This is a genomic window from Nocardioides albidus, assembly GCF_006335005.1.
GTDB classification, from domain to species: Bacteria; Actinomycetota; Actinomycetes; order Propionibacteriales; family Nocardioidaceae; genus Nocardioides; species Nocardioides albidus.
In genome coordinates this window covers 77729-93984 of record NZ_VDMP01000024.1, presented here as the reverse complement: position 1 = coordinate 93984, position 16256 = coordinate 77729, and the positions used below count along the sequence as shown (strand labels likewise).

Below are 16256 nucleotides of genomic sequence, written 5' to 3'. Positions count from 1 at the left end.
CAGGCCTCGATGTCGGGCTCGCGCACGTCACGCTCGAGCCAGCGTCGTACTGCCGCGAACACCGCGCCGATCATGCCGAACACCCACGGGTCGAGGGCCGCGCGGTCGTCGTCGGCGAGCTCGCCACCCAGGGCCGCGACGACGATCGCCATGATCGCCTCGATGCTCTCGGCGACCTGTTCGACCGCCTGGCTGAGCGGGCTGGGCCCCCAGCCGGCCAGATCCCGCTCGGCGAACCAGTAGAGGGCGGGGTGCGCCTCGGCCCAGCGCACGAAGTTGCCGACGACGCGATGGATGATCTGGTCGGGGGTGCCGTCGTACGACAGCGCCGGCAGCAGCTCGCTGCGCACGTGATCACAGATCTCGCGTTGGACGGCACGGTCGAGGTCGGAGCGGTCCTCGAAGTGGCGGTAGATCACGGTGCGGCTCATGCCCGCCTCGCCGGCCACGGCCTGGAGCTGGAACTCCTCCCCCGGCGACTGGCGCTCGAGGACGGCGATCGCCGCGTCGATGATCACCTGGCGACGCGTCTGGTTGTGCTCCTGCCAGCGGCGGCGCCGTCCGTCCAGCGGCTCGGGCCCCCCACCCTCCGAAGTCATCGGCAAACCCTCTCACGTCCCGGCGGAAGCAGGCGTCCGGTCACGAGAACCGGTGGAACCAGCGCCCGAGGTCGGCCGCGATGCCCGGACAGGTCACGTTGAGATCGCGCCCCTGCTCGACCCACTGTCCCATGACCGCGATCCCGCCCTGGATGGACCAGTCGGGTCCGCACCGGTGCAGCGCCTCGGCGCGCGAGGTCTGGCCGGCGGCGCGCCACTCGGGCACCCCGCCGAGGCTCAGGTCGCCGACCACGCCGCGGTACAGATGGGGCGTCGAGTAGACGCCGATCGCGAACCCTGCGTCGGTGTAGCCGCGCGCGACCCCCTCGATGACCGCCGCGTTCGCGGCGAGGTCGGAGCTCCAGTCGAAGTTCGGCACGGGCTCGACGTCGATCCACACGATCGGGCTGACCAGGCCCACCTGGCCCATCGTCCCGATGTTGAAGCGCGCCTGCTGGTAGCCGACGTTGCGCAGCCTTCCGAGCCGATCGGTCGCCTCGTAGGGTCCGTCGGCGCCGTACTTCTTCAACGTGGCGCTGCTCGGATAGCTCGAGACCGCATAGACGGACACGAGCACGTCGTTGGCCTTCGCCCAGGCGACCTGGTCGGCCAGGCACGGGTTGGGGGTGAACCCCGGTCCGTTGGTGAGCCCCAGGACGACGTACTCCGCCTCGGGCAGCGGCATCGGCAGGCCCTTGCCCTGCTTCTCGGGGATGCCCGTGCCGGGTGGGCACTGCGGCCAGCTCACGTCGCCGCCGAGCACCTCGCCATCCCGCGGAGCGATGTCGCTCGTCGGCCGCTGCCCGGCCTCGCGTGCCGCCTTCTCCGCCAGGCTGGCCAGGTCGCTCGCGTCGGCTCCGGGCTCCCCGGCGTCACCGTCGGGGACACCCTCGTCGACCGTCTCCGTCGCGGTCGGGGTGCTGACCGGCGGCAGCGGCGGCGCACCCGACGGGTCGGACCCGCCGCAGCCCGCCAGTACGACGAGCGCCAGCGTCGCGGCACACCCGAGGACCGTCCGGCGCACGGCGCCGGCCATGTCTCAGACCTGCTCGCGCGCGTCGACCGCCGCGACGACGCGCGCGACGGCCTCCGCGATCGGCACACCGTTGTCCTGGCGCCCGTCGCGGTAGCGGAAGCTCACCGCGCCGGCCTCGACGTCCTGGTCACCGGCGATGACCATGAACGGCACCTTCTGCAGCTGGGCGTTGCGGATCTTCTTCTGCATCCGGTCGTCGGACTCGTCGATCTCGACGCGGATCCCCTGCTTGCGCAGCTCGGCCGCCACCTCGTGGAGGTAGTCGACGTGCCGCTCGGCGATCGGGATGCCCTGGACCTGCACGGGCGCGAGCCACGGAGGGAAGGCGCCGGCGTAGTGCTCGACGAGCACACCCATGAAGCGCTCGATCGAGCCGAACTTCGCGGAGTGGATCATCACCGGCTGCTGGCGACTGCCGTCCGCGGCGACGTACTCGAGGTTGAAGCGGTCGGGCGAGGGCTGGTTGAAGTCGTACTGCACGGTGCCCATCTGCCAGGTGCGCCCGATGGCGTCCTTGGCCTGCACCGAGATCTTGGGGCCGTAGTAGGCCGCGCCGCCCGGGTCGGGGACGAGCTCGAGACCGGTCGCACGGGCGACGTCCTCGAGCACCTGGGTCGCGGCCGCCCAGTCCTCGTCGGAGCCGATGAACTTGTCCTTCGACTCGTCGCGGGTCGAGAGCTCCAGGTAGAAGTCGTCGATCCCGAAGTCGCGCAGCAGGCTGAGCATGAAGTTGAGGAGGTGCTCGACCTCCGCCGGCGCCTGCTCCGGGGTGACGTAGGAGTGCGAGTCGTCCTGCGCGAACCCGCGGACCCGGGTCAGGCCGTGGATCACGCCGGACTTCTCGTGGCGGTAGACGTGGCCGAACTCGAAGAGCCGCAACGGCAGCTCGCGGTAGGAGCGCTGCCGGGAGCGGTAGATGAGGTTGTGCATCGGGCAGTTCATCGCCTTGAGGCGGTACTCCATGCCGTCGACGTCGAGCGAGGGGTACATCCCCTCGCCGTAGTAGGGCAGGTGTCCGGAGGTGTAGAACAGTCCCTCCTTGGCGATGTGCGGTGTGCCGACGTACTCGAAGCCCTCCGCGATGTGGCGCTCGCGGACGTAGTCCTCCATCGCCCGCTTGATCACACCGCCCTTGGGGTGGAACACCGGCAGGCCGGAGCCGATCTCGTCGGGGAAGCTGAACAGGTCGAGCTCCCGGCCGAGCTTGCGGTGGTCGCGGCGCTCGGCCTCCTCGAGGCGGTGGAGGTGGGCGTCGAGCTCGTCCTTGCTCGGCCACGCGGTGCCGTAGATGCGCTGGAGCTGCTTGTTCTTCTCGTCGCCGCGCCAGTACGCCGCCGCGCTCCGCATCAGCTTGAACGCGGGGATCCGCTTGGTGGTCGGCAGGTGCGGACCGCGGCACAGGTCCTTCCAGGCGACCTCGCCGCTGCGGTTGATGTTGTCGTAGATGGTCAGCTCGCCGGCGCCGACCTCGGCCGAGGCGCCCTCCGCGGCCTCGCCGGCGCTGCCCTTGAGGCCGATCAGCTCCACCTTGTAGGGCTCGTCGGCCAACTCGACCAGCGCGTCCTCGTCGGTGGTGACCCGGCGGTCGAAGCGCTGGTTCTCCTTGATGATCTTGCGCATCGCGGTCTCGAGCTTCGCGAGGTCCTCCGGGACGAAGGGGGTCTCGACGTCGAAGTCGTAGTAGAAGCCGTCCTGGATCGGCGGGCCGATGCCGAGCTTCGCCTCCGGGAACACCTGCTGCACGGCCTGGGCCAGCACATGGGCGGTCGAGTGCCGCAGGATGTCGAGGCCGTCGGGGCTGCCGATGAGCACACCCTCCACCTCGTCGCCGTCGGCGAGCGCGTAGGAGAGGTCCTTGAGCTCCGGCCCGGAGGTCGAGCCTGCCGAGACCCGGACGGCGATGACGTCGGCATCGTCACGGAACAACTCCCAGGCCTTGGTGCCCTCCGTGACCGTCTCCTCCTGGCGCGCGTCAGGACTGAGTACGGCGACCTTGATGTCGGGCACGGAAGGGCTCCTCGGGTGTTTCGTGGCGACGGCGCGACCGGTCGCGCGCCGGACTCACGATCGTACCGAGCGAGCCGCCGTCTCCGCGCGGCAGTTGCCGCAGCGGTCGCCTGAGCCCGCGGTCCGCCCCGCCCTACTTCTTCTCGCAGGCGATGCCGTCCTTGTCGCGGTCGCTCTTGGCGTTGGCCCGGTAGAGCTTGGCGTTGCGGGTGAAGGTGGTGACCTTCGTCGACGACGTCTTGTCGACAGCGCCCGGCCTGCCGACGCCGTGCGGGTGGACCTTGTTCATCGCGGTGCAGTTCGCGAACACCCTCGGTCCGGCCGCGGCGGCCTGAGTGGGCGCCGCGAGGGCGAGCGAGAGGGGCGCCACCAGGGCGGAGGTCGCGAGGACGGCGGCGAGACGACGGCTCTTCATGGCGCTGGAGCGTAGGTCGCGCCGGCCCGCGACGTCCGAGGAACGGGCGAAGTCGGGACCGTCCCGGGACGGCCGTGGAAGCGGCGTGCACGGCAGGTGGAAGCGAGCCAGCCTCCGGCCCGCTTCGCAGGCCGGAGGCTGGGACTCCGCTGTGACTTCCGGTGGGCGATACTGGGTTCGAACCAGTGACCTCTTCGGTGTGAACGAAGCGCGCTACCACTGCGCCAATCGCCCGGAGCGGCACCCGAAGGAACCGCGGTGCGAGACTCTAACGCATCTCGCCACCGCGGTTCACATCGGGACTCGCCCACCGGTCATCCTGGACTCAGCCGGTGTGGTGAACCTCCTGGAGCCGGTAGACCGGCGTCTCGATCCCCGCCTGGCGCGCCTTGAGCTGCAGGGCGAGGTAGAGCGAGTAGTGGCGCGACTGGTGGAGGTTGCCGCCGTGGAACCAGAGGTTCTCCTGCTGGGTCGGCTTCCACATGTTGCGCTGCTCGCCCTCCCAGGGACCGGGGTCCTTGGTGGTGTCGGAGCCGAGCCCCCAGACCTTGCCGACCTTGTCCGCGACCTCCTGGCTGATGAGGTCGGCGGCCCAGCCGTTCATCGAGCCGTAGCCGGTGGCGTAGACGACCAGGTCGGCCGGCAGCTCGGTGCCGTCGGCGAGGACCACGGACGTCTCGGTGAGGTGGTCGACCTCGCCCTTGGCGAGCTTCACGTCGCCGTTCGCCACCAGCTCGGCGGCACCGACGTCGATGTAGTAGCCGGAGCCGCGGCGCAGGTACTTCATGAACAGCCCGGAGCCGTCGTCACCCCAGTCGAGGTCGAAGCCGGCGGCCTCCATGCGGTCGTAGAAGTCCTTGTCGCGCTCCTTCATCTGCTCGTAGAGCGGGATCTGGAACTCGTGCATGATCTTGTAGGGCAGCGAGGCGAAGATCAGGTCGGCCTTCTCCGTCGTGACGCCGGCCTCCAGCGCGCGCTCGGAGTAGAGGTCCCCGAGCCCGATGTCCATCAGGGTGTCGCTCTTGACGATGTGCGTCGAGGAGCGCTGCACCATCGTGACGTCGGCGTCGTGCTCCCACAGCGCCCCGCAGATGTCGAAGGCGGAGTTGTTGCTGCCGATCACCACGACCTTCTTGCCGGCGTACGCGTCCGGTCCGGGGTGCTGCGAGGAGTGGTGCTGCTCGCCCTTGAAGACGTCCTGACCCGGGAATCTCGGGATGTTGGGCTTGCCGGACATCCCGGTGGCCATGACGAGCTGGGTGGGCTTGAGCACCAGCGGCTTGCCCTCCCGCTCGAGGTGGACGGTCCACTCACCGGCCTCCTCGTCGTACGACGCGTCGGTGGCGACGGTGTTCGACCAGTACGGCACCTCCATGACCTTGGTGTAGTGCTCGAGCCAGTCGCCGATCTTGTCCTTGGGTGCGAAGACCGGCCAGTTCTCGGGGAACTTGAGGTACGGCAGGTGGTCGTACCAGACCGGGTCGTGCAGGCACAGCGACTTGTAGCGCTTGCGCCACTGGTCGCCCGGGCGGGCGTGCTTGTCGATGACGAGGGCCGGTACGCCGAGCTGGCGGAGTCGGGCGCCGAGGGCGATGCCACCCTGACCGCCGCCCACGATGAGCGCGTAGGGCTGGGTGTCGACGCCCCAGCCGGCCTCCTCGGCCCGCTTCTTCTCGAGCCACGTGACGCGCGACTTGTTGGCGCCGTGCTCGGCGCCCATCGGCCGGCGCGTCCGCATCGGCTCCTCGTGGCCCTTGAGCTCGTAGAGGGTCGTGAGGAAGGTCCACGCCTTCGGACCGTCCTCGTCGACGACGCGGAGCAGGCCGCGGCCGCGGCCGACGGCGGTCTCGAACTCGAACCACGCGGTGGTCACGCCGTCGGCGGTCGCGGCCGGCTCGGTGAGCCGGAAGCCCTTCGGGTCGACCCGGTCCAGGTTGTGGGTCAGCATGTCGGCGACGCCGTCGGGGTTCTCGACGGTGGTGAGGTTCCAGGAGAAGGCGATCAGGTCGCGCCAGAAGCTCGTGGCCGCGAACAGGTTCGAGGCACGATCGATGTCGCGAGCGGCGAGGGCGTCCTCGAAGGCGGCGAACCAGGCCGTGGCCGGGTCCGTGGCGATGTCGTCGACGCCGGTGGCGGGGCGTTCATCAAGCTGGGTCATGCAGAGAAGGAGACTCCCGGCTGCCACACCGCCGGAACCGTTGCACGATGTTGCATGTGGTCCCGGTCACACGGCGTCCTTAGAGTGAGTGCATGGCCACGCACGATCTCGCAATGCGTGCCCGCGACCTGGTCCGGATCCACGACGCGGTGCTCTCCGGCAGCGCGCCGCCGCAGCGCCCGAGGGCCGTCGTGGCCCGCTCGTGGACGCGCGTCATCGAGCTCGGCATCGACCCCGACGGGCGCAACGGGCGCGATCCGCTGCCGCCGGCGGACGTGGAGGACCGGCGCCGCAACTCCCGGCTGTCGCTGGTGATCGACGAGGTGCGCGAGCTGTTGCTGAGCGCAGCGGACGCGTCGAGCTATCTGGTGGTGGTCTCCGACGCCGACGGCGTCGTGCTGTGGCGCAGCGGCTCGCCCCGGGTCAAGCGACAGGCCGACCATCTCGGCTTCAGCGAGGGTGCGGTCTGGACCGAGGGCGCGGTCGGCACCAACGCCATCGGCACAGCACTGGCGGAGGGTGCGCCGGTCCAGCTGTTCGCCGCCGAGCACTTCGAGAACGCCCAGGTGCCGTGGTACTGCACCGCCTCCCCCATCCACGATCCCATCGACGGATCGCTGCTGGGCGTGGTCGACGTGAGCGGCCCGGCCCTCACCCTGCATCCAGCGATCGAGGCCCTCGTCACGGCGTCCGTGCGCCTCGCGGAGGCCCGGCTGTGGCGCCACCACGAGGACCGCCTCGAGCAGCTGCGACGCACCGCCGAGCCACTGCTGTCCGGCGCCAACGGCCCGCTCCTCGTGGTCGACGACCACGGCTGGGTCGCCGCTCACCAGGGCGTGGCGGTCCGGGACCGGGTCGAGGCGCCACGGCCCGACCGGGCGCTGGCGGTGCCCGGGCTGGGGCTGTGCCTTCCCGAGCGGCTGCGGGGCGGCTGGCTGATCCGGCCCTCCGGCGAGGGCCACAGCTTCACGGCGACGCTGGACCTCGGCTCCTCCCCCGCGATGCTCGAGGTGCGCGGCGGCGACGCTCCGTGGCGGGTCGCCCTCACCCCTCGTCACGCCGACCTGCTCACGGCGATCGCGGACGCGGGCCGCGGCGGCGTCACCGCCGGCGCGCTGAGCCATCGGTTGTACGGCGACAGCGAGCATCAGGTCACGGTGCGAGCCGAGATCTCCAGGATGCGTCGCGCGCTGGGGGCGCTGCTGGCCACCAACCCCTACCGTCTCGGCGACGGCGTGTCCCTGAAGGTGGTCAACGCTCCAGCCCGATGAGCTCCGGCTCCCGCTCGCGCCACCGCGCGGCAGCGGCCCGGGTGACCGGTCCGGGCGCCGCGAGCTCACGGTCGTCCCAGCGGTGGACGCCCTGCACGTCGCGCGTCGTGGAGACCAGGAAGATCTCGTCCGCGCCTGCAGCGACCTCGATCGGCTCGTCGACCTCGGTCGCCCCGAACCACTCCAGGACCAGCGCCCGGGTCACCCCCGCGAGACAGCCGCTGGCCAGCGTCGGCGTGCGGACCTCGCCGTCGACCACGTAGAACACATTGGTCCCGGTCCCCTCGCACAGGTTGCCCGCGAGGTTGGCGAACACCGCCTCGCTCGCCCCCTTCTCGCGCGCGGCGGCGAGCGCCACCACGTTCTCGGCGTACGACGTCGTCTTCAGACCCGCCAGCGCTCCGCGCTCGTTGCGCGGCCACGGGACCGTGATCACCGCGGTCGTCTCCGGCGCCGGGTCCATCGGCGCGGCCACGACGATCACCGTCAGCGGGTCGTCGCCCCTCCCACTGCCCAGCGGCGCGTTCCCACCGGTGACGGTGATCCGCAGCCGGCCGAGCGCGATCGGCTCCCCCTCGAGCACGGCCCCGACCCCTCGTCGTACCTCGTCGACGGCGAGGCCGCGCAGGCCGAGACCGGCCGCGGAGCGCTCGAGCCGGTCGAGGTGCCGCTGGAGCGCGAACGGCTGCCCGTCGACGACCTTGACCGCCTCGAACACGGCGTCCCCCACCGTCAGTCCGTGGTCGGTCACCGGCACCGCCGGCGTCGTCGGGTCGGACAGCAGTCGGCCGTTGATCCACACGCGCATGGAGCCAGCCTAGGGAGGCCCGTCGCCACCCGCCGGCACAGGCCCGACATGCCGAAAGTGGACCCCGTTTTGGCGCCCCTCGGGGGATCGGCTAATGTTCTCAACCGCACCGCAGAGCGGTCCGAAAGGGCCTCGAAGCAGTGCGATGCGGACGTAGCTCAGTTGGTAGAGCGCAACCTTGCCAAGGTTGAGGTCGCGAGTTCGAGCCTCGTCGTCCGCTCGGAGTGGTCAGACCCACTGCCTGACCAGGTCAGTGAGTCTGGCCTCCTGCGGTGGGTTGGCCGAGAGGCGAGGCAACGGACTGCAAATCCGTGTACACGGGTTCAAATCCCGTACCCACCTCCACAACAACTCCACAGCACCACCCAGACCCGGGCGATTGGCGCAGCGGTAGCGCGCTTCCTTGACACGGAAGAGGTCACTGGTTCAAACCCAGTATCGCCCACCAGAACAGATCAGGCCCCTGACCTGCGGAAACGCAGAGTCAGGGGCCGATTCTCATTTCCCCGTGGGGACCACGTGGACAGAAGTCTCCGGCTCTCACATACCAGTGAGAGGCAGTGAAATGACCATCTCCGCGATGTCGGCCAAGCCGACGCTCATCCTCGCGCAGGTGCCGGCATGAGCCCCGTCGCCGCGTTGCTCTTGCGCTCGTCAGGGGGCCTTCTTCAATCCCCGGCCGACCGACCGGGGTCCGGATCACTCTGAGGCGGCTTCCGAGGCCGCCCTCCGTCGGCGTCAGCCGGCCAGGAAGCTGAAGCGCACCTCGCGCTCGTGGTTGTCGACGTTGAGGTCCACCAGGCAGATGCTCTGCCAGGTGCCGAGGGCGAGATGGCCGTCGAGCACCGGCACGGAGGCGTACGGCGGCACCAGGGCCGGGAGGACGTGGGAGCGGCCGTGGCCGCGGCTGCCGTGGCGGTGCAGCCACCGATCGTCGGCCGGGAGCAGGGTGCCGAGCGCGCTGAGCAGGTCGTCGTCACTGCCGGCACCGGTCTCGAGGATCGCGAGCCCGCAGGTGGCGTGGGGCACGAACACGTGCAGCAGACCGTCACCGCGCTCGGCGACGAAGTTCGCGCAGTCGCGGGTCAGGTCGAGGACGACGTCACGGTCGCCGGTGCGATAGGTCCGGGTCTCGGTGTCCACCGGACCATCATCCCGCGCCCGGCAGCGGTTCGTCGTCTGCTCCGCCGCAGGCGCGCTCTTCCCGCGACGGAGCAGACACCCGGTCTCCCGGGTCCGACTGGTGCTCAGCGGTCTCCCGGGGAGCACCCGCCCCTGGTCAGGCAGAGTGGGGACGCCTCACCACGGCCGGCTCGATACAGGGAACAGCCTCGAGCCGGGGAAGGGGGGACGGAGGGCACACCGCACTGTGGACATCGCATGATCGACATGGTGGCGGGATCCCTTTCGTCGCGACCGGTCGATCCCGAGTGACCCGGTCACCACCCACAGTAGGACCGCGTCGGGCGGCCCGGAGCGAGTTCGGGAAGGCTTTACCCGGCACCTGCCGCGTGGGGCCCTCCCGCCGAGCCCGGCGACCAAGAACGCCCTGCCCGGCATGCCGGGCAGGGCGTCCCGTGCCCGGCGAGTGTGGGGTTCGTCGGGCACGCTGTGGTTGGGGAACCGGGACCGAGGCTAGTGGCCCCGGCCGGTCCGTGGGGGCGAATCGACGAGAACACGTCGGGCCGCGCTCAGCCGATCGGCGAGGCGGGGCGCAGGGCGGTCGCGGCCAGCCACTCGGTCACCGTGCGGCCCTCGCGGTCGACGTACGACACCAGGCCCTCCCAGCCGCGCTCGGTCGAGCGCCAGTCGAGCACCAGGCCGGGCAGCTCGACCGGCACGAACGCCAGCCTGACCCAGACATGCCGCACCCCCGCCATGGCGTCATGTTAGAACACATGTTCGAACGCCGGGCAGGGGTGCGGCAGGGTGCGCGCGGGACGCGTCAGGCCTGGGTGCCGTCGACCCGCGGCTCGACGAGCGGGTCGCTCGGGTCGGCCTCGCTGGTCTCGCTGTCGACCGGGCGCGGGTACGACGACCCGGCCGGGCCCGCGGGAGCCGGACGCGACGGAGCGGGGCTGCTGGCCTGTCCGCGCCGGGCCGCCAGCGCTGCTGCGCCGCCCAGCAGACCGATCGCGCCCAGGACCAGGAACGCCTTGCCCCGCTTGCGCCGGGGCTGCGGCAGCCGGTCGGAGACCGTGTCGGGCAGCCGGTCGAGGACGGTGTCGGGGACCCGGCTGGTGAGCGACGTGGCCGCCTGCGCGCCCTTCTCGACGGCGACGGCCCGGCCCTTGTTGATCAGGGGCGGTGCCTTCTCCGCGACGGTGTGGACGGCGGACTCGACCTCGGGCACGACGGCGTCGACGAAGTCGCGCAGGTCGTCCCTCAGCTGTTCGGCCGTGCTCTTGCGGTGCATGGTGCCTCCTCCTCGGATACGGGGATAGGCAGGCAGTACCCGTTCGACGGGTGGCAACCCCGCGAAGTCGGCCCGGGACTCAGCTCGCGGCGACCCGCGCGAGGTCGGCGGAGCACTCGTTGCACCGCACCCGGCGCTGGTGCTGCTCGGAGGGCTCATCGAGCAGACGGGTGAACCAGCGTGTCTGCTCCGTGAGTCGGGCGCAGCGGGGGCACCAGTCGTGCCGCACCCACGGTCCGAAGTCCTTGGCCATGTGCCCAGAGTGTCGCGTCCGCGGCGTCGGTGTCGCGGGGCGCGCCGGTTCTGCCCGGTCGGTGGACAGGTGTGGACGGTCGCTCGCGGCGGTCGTAGTCAGCCCGGACCAGTGGTCCCGGCGAGGGTCCCGGGACCGGCTCAGTCCTCGTCGGCGGCGAAGTCCTCGTTGTGGGTGCCGGGCCGCGGCGCCCACGGCAGCTCCTTGGCAGGCCGTACGACGACCAGCCGGTCGCCGCGTGCGAGCAGGGTCACGACGGGGTCGAAGTAGCGGTAGACCTTCTCGTCGCGGACCACCGCGATCACCTGGTCCGGCAGCGACTGGGGCGGCATGCCGACCTCGTTGACGAGCAGCTCGCGCTCGGCGACCTCCAGCCCCTCGCCGTAGGTGAGGAGGTCCTCCATCACGGTGCCGAGGGTCGGCGAGAGCGTGGACAGACCGAGGAGGCGGCCGACGGCGTCGGAGGAGGTGATCACCGAGTCGGCGCCGGACTGGCGCATGAGCGGGGCGTTCTCCTGCTCGCTGACCGCGGCGACGATCCAGGCGTCGGGATTGAGCTGGCGCACCGTGAGCGCGGCCAGGACGTTGGAGTCGTCGCGGCCGGTGGTGATGATGACCTGGTCCGCCTCGGCGACCCCCGCACGCTGCAGCACGCCGCGGCGGGTGGCGTCGCCGGTGACGACGGCGAGCTGGTCGGCGTGCGCGTCGGCCAGGGCGACAGGGCTGGGGTCGACGACCACGACGTGGTCGCGGTCGAGGCCGTTGCCTACCAGGGTCTCGACCGCGCTGCGGCCCTTGGTCCCGTAGCCGATCACCACGACGTGGTGTCCCATGTTCTTCCTCCAGCGAGTGATCCGGAACATCTCGCGACCGCGCTGCGCGAGCACCTCGAGCGTCGTGCCGATCAAGAGCACGAGGAACCCGATGCGGGCCGGGGTGATGACGAAGGCGTTGACCAGGCGCGCGGGGTCGCTCACGGGCGAGATGTCGCCGTACCCGGTCGTGCTGAGCGTGACGGTCGTGTAGTAGATCGCGTCGACCAGCGAGATGGTGCCGGTCGGGTCGGCCACGGTCGCGTCGCCGGAGTCGCGGTAGCCGTCCCGGTCGAGGTAGACCAGCAGCACCGTGCCGACCATGATGGCGGCCGCGAGCAGCAGCCGGCGGCCGAGCTCCCACCACGGCGAGCGGATCCGCTCGGGCAGCGCGACCTGCCCCGTCAGGGGGGTCTCGGCCGGTCCAGAACTCAGCGCACCCACGGCCGGAACCTACTCCACTGCTTCGGTCGGTCGCCGCAGCAGGCGGTCGATGAGCTCGCGGCGGGCGCGCTGGGTGGCCTCCTGCGGGAAGACCTCGTCGAAGGCGGCGTTGACGCCGGCGCCGATCAGCACCGCCAGCGCGGCGATGTAGAGCCAGACCAGGATCGCGATCGGCGCGGCGAGCGGGCCGTAGATCGAGTGCGAGTCCTCGGCGGTGACGGTCAGGACCCAGCGCAGCAGGTAGGAGCCCAGCACCCAGCTGGTCAGCGAGAACACCGCCCCCGGGAGGTTGAAGCTCCAGTTGGTCCGCACCGGGACGGACACGTGGTAGAGCGTGGCGAGGAAGCAGATGCAGATCACCACGACGAGCGGCCAGTAGAAGGTCATCAGGAACTCGGCGCGATTCGGCAGCCAGGAGCGGACCAGGCGGGGGCCGGCGACGACCAGCGGCAGCGTGATCGCGCCGGTGATCACCGCGAGGATGTAGAGCAGGAACGACAGCGCGCGGGTCTTGACGATCCCACGCTGCCCGCCGAGGCCGTGCATGATCGTGATGGTGTCGACGAACACGTTGAGCGCCCGCGAGCCCGACCAGAGGGCGAGCACGAAGCCCAGCGAGATCACGTCGAAGCGACCGCCCTCGAGGACGTTGTTCATGGTGGGGCGGATGACCTTGTTGACGGCCGTGTCGGTGAGGAAGCGCGAGAACAGCTCGAGCACCGCGCGTCGTACCTCCTCCACCTGGGCGGCGGTGAAGTGCTCGGTGACGTAGCCGACCCCGCCGGCCAGGGCGAAGATCAGGGGCGGCACGGACACGACGGCGAAGAAGGCGGCCTCGGCGGCGAGCCCGGTGACGCGGTACTTCAGACACGAGGCCACCGTCGTCACGACGAGTCGCCACACGGTGTGCACGACCCGCCGCCAGGCGGTCTCCGAGTCGTCCGCCGTCATGGCGCCACCGTATCGGTCGGCGACGCCCGAACCGCTCACCCCGCCAGTGCGGCCCCCACCACATCGCGCGCCTCGGCCTGCACCTGCGCGAGGTGCTCGGGCCCCCGGAACGACTCGGCGTAGATCTTGTAGACGTCCTCGGTCCCGGAGGGCCGCGCGGCGAACCACGCCGAGTCGGTGGTGACCTTCAGGCCGCCGATGGCGGCGCCGTTCCCGGGCGCGGCAGTCAGCCGGGCCGTGATCTCCTCCCCCGCCAGGCTGGTGGCCGTCACGTCCTCCGGCGCCAGGCCGGCGAGGCGCGCCTTCTGCTCGCGGTCGGCGGGCGCGTCGACGCGGGCGTACGACGGCGCGCCGTGTCGCTCGGCGAGCCCGGCGTAGTGCTCGCTGGGCGTGCGCCCCGTCGCGGCGAGGATCTCGCTGGCCAGCAGGGCGAGCAGGATCCCGTCCTTGTCGGTGGTCCAGGTCGTGCCGTCCTTGCGCAGGAACGAGGCGCCGGCGGACTCCTCGCCGCCGAAGCCGAAGGAGCCGTCGAGCAGGCCGGGCACGAACCACTTGAACCCGACGGGCACCTCGACCAGCGGCTTGCCGAGGTCCGCGGCCACCCGGTCGATCATCGACGACGACACCAGCGTCTTGCCGATCCGCGCCGACGCGGGCCAGTCGGGTCGGGCGCCGCCGAACAGGTAGCCGATCGCGACGGCGAGGAAGTGGTTGGGGTTCATCAGTCCCCCGTCGGGGGTGACGATCCCGTGCCGGTCGGCGTCCGCGTCGTTGCCGGTCGCGACGGCGTACTCGTCCTTGCGGCCGATCAGGCTCGCCATCGCGTCGGGCGAGGAGCAGTCCATCCGGATCTTCTCGTCCCAGTCGAGCGTCATGAACCGCCACGTCGGGTCGACGAGCGGGTTGACGACCGTGAGGTCCAGCCCGTGCCGCTGCGCGATCTCTCCCCAGTAGGCGACGCTCGCGCCGCCGAGCGGGTCGGCGCCGATCCGCAGCCCGGCCTCCCGCACCCGGTCCAGGTCGAGCACGCTGGGCAGGTCGTCGACATAGCCGCCGAGGAAGTCGTACGACGAGACGGTGGCCCGGGCGCGGGCGAACGGCACCCGGCGCACCTCGGCGAGCCCGCCGGCGATCAGCTCGTTGGCGCGCCTCGCGATGACCGCGGTCGCGTCCGTGTCGGCCGGTCCGCCGTGGGGCGGGTTGTACTTGAATCCCCCGTCGGCGGGCGGGTTGTGCGAGGGCGTCACCACGATCCCGTCGGCCAGCCCCCCACCGGACGTACGCCCGCCGTTGGCCCGCAGGATCGCGTGCGAGACGGCCGGGGTGGGCGTGTAGCCGTCGCGGTCGTCGACGAGCACCGTGACCTCGTTGCCGACGAGGACCTCGAGCGCCGTGGCCCAGGCCGGCTCCGACAGGGCGTGGGTGTCGCGGCCGATGAACAGCGGCCCGTCGTAGCCCTGCGCGGCGCGGTACTCGCAGATCGCCTGGGTGATCGCCGCGATGTGCGCCTCGTTGAACGAGCGGCGCAGCGAGGATCCGCGGTGACCGCTGGTGCCGAAGGCGACCTGCTCGTCCACGGCCTCGGGGTCGGGCTGCTCGGTGTAGTAGGCCGTGACGAGGTGGGCGACGTCGACCAGGTCGGCCGGGCTCGCGACCTGGCCGGCGCGGCTCACTGGGGGACCTCCTGGTCCTTCGCCAGCACGGTCAGTCCGTCGCTGATCGTGAACCCGCGCGCTTCGTCCTCGGCCGGGTCGACGCCGATGCGGGCACCGGGCGGCACCACGACGTTCTTGTCGAGGATCGCGTTGTGCACGATCGCCCCGGCGCCGACGCGGACCCCGGGCAGCAGCACCGAGCCGGTGACGTCGGCCCCCTCGTCGACGTACACCTCGGGCGAGAGAACCGACTCGGCCACGTGTCCGCCGGTGACCACGACACCCGGCGAGAGCAGGGAGTTGTAGACGGTGCTCAGGTCGCCGCTGCCGCCCTCGACCAGCTTGGCCGGCGGCAGCGGTCCGTAGTTGGTGTAGATCGGCCACTCGGAGTTGTAGAGGTTGAAGACCGGCAGCGGCGCGACGAGGTCCATGTGCGCGTCGTAGTAGGACTGCATGGTCCCGACGTCGCGCCAGTAGCCGCGGTCGCGCTCGTTGCTGCCGGGGACGTCGTTGTCCTTGTAGTCGTAGACCGCCGACTCGGTGCGGTCGACGAACCACGGGACGATGTCGCCGCCCATGTCGTGCTTGGAGCGCTCGAGCTCGGCGTCGCGGGTCACCGCCTCGCGCAGGGCGTCGGCGTCGAAGACGTAGTTGCCCATCGACGCCAGGACCTCGTCGGGCGCGTCCGGAAGACCCTGCGGATCGCTCGGCTTCTCCAGGAACGCCCGGATCCGCTCCGGGGCGGCCGGGTCGACGTCGATGACCCCGAACTGGTTGGCCAGGCTGATCGGCTGGCGGATCGCCGCCACCGTGCACCGGGCGCCGGACCGCACGTGGGCGTCGACCATCTGGGAGAAGTCCATCCGGTAGACGTGGTCGGCTCCCACCACCACCACGATGTCGGGCTTCTCGTCGGTGAGCAGGTTGAGCGACTGGTAGATCGCGTCCGCGCTGCCGAGGAACCACTGCTTGCCCACTCGCTGCTGCGCGGGGACCGGGGTGACGTAGTTGCCGAGGAGCGTCGACATCCGCCACGTGGTCGAGACGTGCCGGTCGAGGCTGTGCGACTTGTACTGGGTCAGCACGACGACACGCAGGTAGCCGGAGTTCACGACGTTGGACAGCGCGAAGTCGATGAGGCGATAGATCCCGCCGAACGGCACCGCCGGTTTGGCCCGGTCGGCGGTCAGCGGCATCAGCCGCTTCCCCTCCCCACCCGCGAGAACGACGGCCAGGACCTTGGGGCGACTCCCTGCTCCGCTCATGGCCCGACCGTAGTGGCGCCGTGGCGGCGCGGTCGAGAGCGACCCGCGCAGATCCCGAGCGAAGCGGGCGATGTCGTCAACATGTGAACAGCCGGCGCGTGTCACCGCTCCGACCCCGGCGCGACCGTCGCCCAGGACCCACCGACGGGTCTAGGGTCACGCCCAT

General features: G+C 71.1%; 15 protein-coding genes and 4 tRNA genes. 4 read left to right on the top strand and 15 right to left on the bottom strand.

All coding sequences use genetic code 11. The features are described from left to right. From FHP29_RS21690 to FHP29_RS11325, 6 genes are all read right to left on the bottom strand, one after another. Nucleotides 1–599: TetR/AcrR family transcriptional regulator (locus FHP29_RS21690; RefSeq protein WP_158296546.1), on the bottom strand; the 599-nt coding region annotated here is incomplete at its 3' end. Between the two features lie 40 nt (nucleotides 600–639). Then, nucleotides 640–1635, bottom strand: a complete 996-nt coding sequence (locus FHP29_RS11345; RefSeq protein ID WP_139622974.1) for a glycoside hydrolase family 25 domain-containing protein — start codon at nucleotides 1633–1635, stop codon at nucleotides 640–642. Nucleotides 1636–1638: 3 nt separating this feature from the next. After that, complete coding sequence (thrS, locus tag FHP29_RS11340; protein ID WP_139622973.1) at nucleotides 1639–3642, bottom strand: threonine--tRNA ligase; 2004 nt, start codon at nucleotides 3640–3642, stop codon at nucleotides 1639–1641. Nucleotides 3643–3775: 133 nt separating this feature from the next. Further along, entirely contained in the window at nucleotides 3776–4057 is a 282-nt protein-coding gene (locus FHP29_RS11335) for an excalibur calcium-binding domain-containing protein (protein WP_139622972.1), read from the bottom strand. Nucleotides 4058–4219: 162 nt separating this feature from the next. Next, nucleotides 4220–4291 (bottom strand) — tRNA-Val (locus tag FHP29_RS11330). Between the two features lie 91 nt (nucleotides 4292–4382). Further along, nucleotides 4383–6215: a flavin-containing monooxygenase gene (locus tag FHP29_RS11325; RefSeq protein ID WP_139622971.1), complete on the bottom strand. Its 1833-nt coding sequence runs from the start codon at nucleotides 6213–6215 to the stop codon at nucleotides 4383–4385. Nucleotides 6216–6307: 92 nt separating this feature from the next. On the opposite strand from FHP29_RS11325, the gene FHP29_RS11320 reads away from it, so the two are divergent. Further along, nucleotides 6308–7486: a GAF domain-containing protein gene (locus FHP29_RS11320; protein ID WP_139622970.1), complete on the top strand. Its 1179-nt coding sequence runs from the start codon at nucleotides 6308–6310 to the stop codon at nucleotides 7484–7486. Here the strand turns inward: FHP29_RS11320 and FHP29_RS11315 are convergent. Beyond that, nucleotides 7467–8294: an aminotransferase class IV gene (locus tag FHP29_RS11315; RefSeq protein ID WP_139622969.1), complete on the bottom strand. Its 828-nt coding sequence runs from the start codon at nucleotides 8292–8294 to the stop codon at nucleotides 7467–7469. The two genes, FHP29_RS11320 and FHP29_RS11315, sit on opposite strands and share 20 nt — an antisense overlap. A gap of 147 nt (nucleotides 8295–8441) precedes the next feature. Between FHP29_RS11315 and FHP29_RS11310 the strand changes: the two genes are divergently transcribed. The 3 genes from FHP29_RS11310 (at nucleotide 8442) to FHP29_RS11300 (ending at nucleotide 8742) form a co-directional block, all read left to right on the top strand. Beyond that, nucleotides 8442–8514, top strand: a tRNA-Gly gene (locus FHP29_RS11310). Between the two features lie 51 nt (nucleotides 8515–8565). Next, a tRNA-Cys gene (locus FHP29_RS11305) sits at nucleotides 8566–8639 on the top strand. A 28-nt stretch (nucleotides 8640–8667) separates the two neighbouring features. After that, nucleotides 8668–8742, top strand: a tRNA-Val gene (locus FHP29_RS11300). Nucleotides 8743–9032: 290 nt separating this feature from the next. On the opposite strand, the gene FHP29_RS11295 is transcribed toward FHP29_RS11300, so the two are convergent. The 8 genes from FHP29_RS11295 to glgC all read right to left on the bottom strand — a co-directional run bounded on the left by FHP29_RS11295 (nucleotide 9033) and on the right by glgC (nucleotide 16090). After that, entirely contained in the window at nucleotides 9033–9437 is a 405-nt protein-coding gene (locus FHP29_RS11295) for a YjbQ family protein (protein ID WP_139622968.1), read from the bottom strand. Between the two features lie 548 nt (nucleotides 9438–9985). After that, nucleotides 9986–10174, bottom strand: a complete 189-nt coding sequence (locus tag FHP29_RS11290; protein ID WP_139622967.1) for a hypothetical protein — start codon at nucleotides 10172–10174, stop codon at nucleotides 9986–9988. 65 nt (nucleotides 10175–10239) lie between these two features. Then, nucleotides 10240–10710: a hypothetical protein gene (locus FHP29_RS11285; protein WP_139622966.1), complete on the bottom strand. Its 471-nt coding sequence runs from the start codon at nucleotides 10708–10710 to the stop codon at nucleotides 10240–10242. A 79-nt stretch (nucleotides 10711–10789) separates the two neighbouring features. Continuing rightward, nucleotides 10790–10963, bottom strand: a complete 174-nt coding sequence (locus FHP29_RS21685; protein WP_158296545.1) for a hypothetical protein — start codon at nucleotides 10961–10963, stop codon at nucleotides 10790–10792. A gap of 140 nt (nucleotides 10964–11103) precedes the next feature. Continuing rightward, nucleotides 11104–12210: a potassium channel family protein gene (locus tag FHP29_RS11280; protein ID WP_420813418.1), complete on the bottom strand. Its 1107-nt coding sequence runs from the start codon at nucleotides 12208–12210 to the stop codon at nucleotides 11104–11106. 18 nt (nucleotides 12211–12228) lie between these two features. Beyond that, on the bottom strand, nucleotides 12229–13170 hold the full coding sequence (locus FHP29_RS11275; protein WP_139622965.1) for a YihY/virulence factor BrkB family protein: 942 nt from the start codon (nucleotides 13168–13170) through the stop codon (nucleotides 12229–12231). A 35-nt stretch (nucleotides 13171–13205) separates the two neighbouring features. Continuing rightward, complete coding sequence (gene pgm, locus FHP29_RS11270; RefSeq protein WP_139622964.1) at nucleotides 13206–14843, bottom strand: phosphoglucomutase (alpha-D-glucose-1,6-bisphosphate-dependent); 1638 nt, start codon at nucleotides 14841–14843, stop codon at nucleotides 13206–13208. After that, nucleotides 14840–16090 carry a glucose-1-phosphate adenylyltransferase gene (glgC, locus tag FHP29_RS11265; protein WP_139622963.1) on the bottom strand — a complete coding sequence of 417 codons (1251 nt, stop codon included), beginning with the start codon at nucleotides 16088–16090 and terminating at the stop codon, nucleotides 14840–14842. The genes pgm and glgC overlap by 4 nt, the downstream gene beginning before the upstream one ends. Nucleotides 16091–16256 lie beyond the last annotated feature (166 nt).

Bases quoted from the DNA above. Each gene is read 5' to 3' on its own strand.
- FHP29_RS11345 (WP_139622974.1), bottom strand. From the start codon at position 1,635: ATGGCCGGCGCCGTGCGCCGGACGGTCCTCGGGTGTGCCGCGACGCTG.
- FHP29_RS11335 (WP_139622972.1), bottom strand. From the start codon at position 4,057: ATGAAGAGCCGTCGTCTCGCCGCCGTCCTCGCGACCTCCGCCCTGGTG.
- FHP29_RS11325 (WP_139622971.1), bottom strand. From the start codon at position 6,215: ATGACCCAGCTTGATGAACGCCCCGCCACCGGCGTCGACGACATCGCC.
- FHP29_RS11320 (WP_139622970.1), top strand. From the start codon at position 6,308: ATGGCCACGCACGATCTCGCAATGCGTGCCCGCGACCTGGTCCGGATC.
- FHP29_RS11315 (WP_139622969.1), bottom strand. From the start codon at position 8,294: ATGCGCGTGTGGATCAACGGCCGACTGCTGTCCGACCCGACGACGCCG.
- FHP29_RS11290 (WP_139622967.1), bottom strand. From the start codon at position 10,174: ATGGCGGGGGTGCGGCATGTCTGGGTCAGGCTGGCGTTCGTGCCGGTC.
- FHP29_RS11285 (WP_139622966.1), bottom strand. From the start codon at position 10,710: ATGCACCGCAAGAGCACGGCCGAACAGCTGAGGGACGACCTGCGCGAC.
- FHP29_RS21685 (WP_158296545.1), bottom strand. From the start codon at position 10,963: ATGGCCAAGGACTTCGGACCGTGGGTGCGGCACGACTGGTGCCCCCGC.
- FHP29_RS11275 (WP_139622965.1), bottom strand. From the start codon at position 13,170: ATGACGGCGGACGACTCGGAGACCGCCTGGCGGCGGGTCGTGCACACC.
- glgC (WP_139622963.1), bottom strand. From the start codon at position 16,090: ATGAGCGGAGCAGGGAGTCGCCCCAAGGTCCTGGCCGTCGTTCTCGCG.